Genomic DNA, 2935 nt, shown 5'->3' with positions numbered 1-2935 from the left:
GCGGCTCGACCAGATCGAGGCCATGGTCGCTCGCTCGAGTCTCAATGTGAAGGAGGTCGCGCCGCTCATCGCCTCGCTTTGCTTGGTCCCGTTAGAGGGCCGTTACCCGCCGGTCGACATGGCGCCTGCCGAGCAGAAGGAGCGCTCGATCGCCGCGCTCATCGGCCTCTACGAGGGCCTTACGCGCGAGGCGCCGGTACTGGCGATACTCGAAGACGCCCATTGGATCGACCCGACGTCGATCGAGGTCTTCACGCGGCTGATCGAACTCGCGCCCCGCCTGCGCACGCTGATTGTCGTTTCGTTCCGGCCTGACTTCGCGCCGCCGTGGACTGGCCGCGCGCATCTCGAGCTCTTGTCGCTCGGTCGCTTCGGGCGGCGACATGCTGTCGACCTGATCGACCGTGTCGCGGCGGGCAAGGCCCTCCCCGCTGAAGTCCTCGACCAGATTGTCGCCAAGACGGACGGAGTGCCGCTGTTCATCGAGGAATTGACCAAGACTGTTCTCGAGTCCGGCCTCCTCCGTGAGGAGGGTGGCGCTTATGTCCTCGCTTCGAGGCTGACGCCCCTCGCGATCCCCTCAACGCTCGAGGATTCGTTGATGGCTCGCCTCGATCGGCTCGCTCCCGTCAAGGGCGTGGCGCAGATCGGCGCGGCGATCGGCCGCGAGTTCTCCTTCCGGCTGCTCGAATCCATCGCGCCGGTGAAAGGGGCGGACTTGGCGGAGGCGCTTCGCCAGTTGGAGGCGGCCGAGCTCGTTTTCACGCGCGGCGCGCCGCCTCGCGCTACCTACGTTTTCAAACACGCGCTCGTCCAGGACGCGGCCTATCAGAGCCTCCTCAAGAGCCGCCGGCAGGTCCTTCACCAGCAGATCGCAGAGAGTCTGTGCAACCAGTTTCCCGACCGCGCCGAGGAGGAGCCGAGTCTTGTGGCCCACCATTTCGCTCAGGCCGGCATGCCTGACGCCGCGATCGAGTGGTGGGATCGCGCCGGGTCGCGGGCGATGCGTCGCTTCGCCAATCCCGAGGCGGTGGTTTCGTTTGGGAATGCGCTCCTTCTCGTTCCCGACTTGCCGCCAGGCGCGGCGCGGGACGAGCGGGAACTAGCCCTGCGGCTTGCTGTCGGGCCGGCGCTGCTCGCCGCGCGAGGCTATGCGTCGACCGAGGTCGAGCGCAACTACCATGAGGCGGAGACGCTCGCCGACAGACTGGGCGACCGCGAAGCGGTGTTCACGAGCACGCGCGGGCTTTGGCATTACTTTTACGACCGAGCCGAACTCGACCAGGCGTTCACGCTGGCGCAGCGGCTGATCGCCATCGGCGAACTGGACGGAAGCGCCGAGCGGATGAGCCTTGCCCTGCGGGCCTTCGGCTCGACCTTGATGAGCAAAGGCGACTTCGCTGGCGCGCTCCGCGCTTTCGATCGATGCCTCGCGGAAGGCGCGCGCGCGATGCGGGGCGCGAGCCTCGCGCGGCACGGCGAAGAACCGCAGGTCGTGGCCCTCCAATACAAGGGCCTTGTTCTCGCGTTGCAGGGTCTGCTCGATTCCGGACTCTCGACGGCGCTCGAGGCGGTAGCGCAGGCCGAGTCGCTCAACTTTCCCCTGATTGTCCCTTTCGCCTCGACGATCCTCAGCCTCATTATGCTCATGCGGCGGGACTTCGTCGCCTGCGCCGCGCTGTCCTCGCGCCAGCTGGAATTCTGCGCCGAGCACGGTTTTGTCTTCTGGTCCGCGGCGCATCAGATTTTGCGGGGCGCCGCCCGCGCGCATCTCGATGGGAGCCCGGAAGGACTTGCCGAGACCGAGGCGGGGATTCGCAACTGGGCAAAGACAGGCGCCGCACTGCACGTTCCGACGTGGTCGTCCCTGCTTGCCGAGGCGGCGCTTGCCGTCGGCGATCTCGAAGCCGCCGAGAAGGCGCTGTTAAACAAACGGGAACAAGCCGAGCGGAGGGGCGAGCTTTATGCCATGGCGGAGCTTCTGAGACTCGAGGGTCGGATCGACGCGCATCGGGGCCGAGCGGATCGGGCTTGTCAAGCCTTCACGGCGGCGGTCGCGGTCGCCCGCAGCCAGGGCGCCGGCCTCTATCTGCTGCGAGCGAGCCGTGACCTGGCTCAGCATATGGCGAAGACGGGGGACGCGATCGGAGCGCGCCACCCTCTCGCGCCGGTCATAGCGGCCGTAGGCGAGCATCGCGATGGAGTGGAATTCAAAGAGGCACAAGCGCTCCTCTTGGCGCTGGAGAGGGACCCGAATGCTGCGTCCTGACGAACTCCCGCTCCTGGCGCTTTCCCTCCGTTCCGCCAAAGCCGGCTTCGTCGCGAACTCCGGTCTTTCAGTAAGTGCTGGAGAGATAGAGGGTAAGCGGCACGACGATCCCACCTACCAAATCGCGTGTGATCCGATAGCCTTGTGAGCGGGCCGTGGGATACGTCGGATATCGCCGTGAAGAATGACAGTCACAATGACACTCATCATGACAGTCGCAAAAGCGATGATCGCTATCGCCGCGTCGAGTTGATCACCGGAACGCCGCGCCACCTGCGCGGGAGTGATGAGGAGCGGGCGCGGATTTTGGCGGAGAGCTTTGAGCCGGGCGCGAATATCTCGGCGGTAGCGCGTCGGAATGGCGTCAACGGCGGCCTGCTGCATTATTGGCGAAGACGCGCAAGGGCGCAGGCTCAGGAAGCGGCGGCGACGCAGGCGCCACTGTTTGTCCCCGTAGCGATTGCCAAGGCGAGTGAGACGGGTAGTGGCGAAGGCGCGCCTGAATCGGCATCGCCCCGACGGATGATAGAGATCGAGACGGCTGGCGCGCGCGTTCATGTTCCCGAGGGCGTTGACGCCAGGACGCTTTCGGTTGTGTTGGCTGCGCTGCGGCGCACGTCGTGATCGGCCTTCGCGGCGAGTTGAAGGTCTTGGTGGCGTCGCGGC

At 66.0% G+C, this 2935-nt stretch carries 2 protein-coding genes; both read left to right on the top strand.

Annotated elements, in window-relative coordinates; all coding sequences use genetic code 11:
- Positions 1-2269 (top strand): ATP-binding protein (locus ACLP25_RS08275; protein WP_442468733.1); only part of this gene is annotated, 2269 nt, incomplete at its 5' end.
- 177 nt (positions 2270-2446) lie between these two features.
- Positions 2447-2893 (top strand): IS66-like element accessory protein TnpA, encoded by a 447-nt coding sequence (gene tnpA, locus ACLP25_RS08270; RefSeq protein WP_442468732.1) that lies wholly within the window; start codon positions 2447-2449, stop codon positions 2891-2893.
- The last annotated feature ends 42 nt before the right edge of the window (positions 2894-2935 follow it).

Origin of the sequence: Roseiarcus sp. (genome assembly GCF_052145395.1) — a bacterium.
GTDB lineage: Bacteria > Pseudomonadota > Alphaproteobacteria > Rhizobiales > Beijerinckiaceae > Roseiarcus.
Note: the sequence above shows the minus strand (reverse complement) of the source record. Positions and strands in the feature narration are given on the sequence as shown.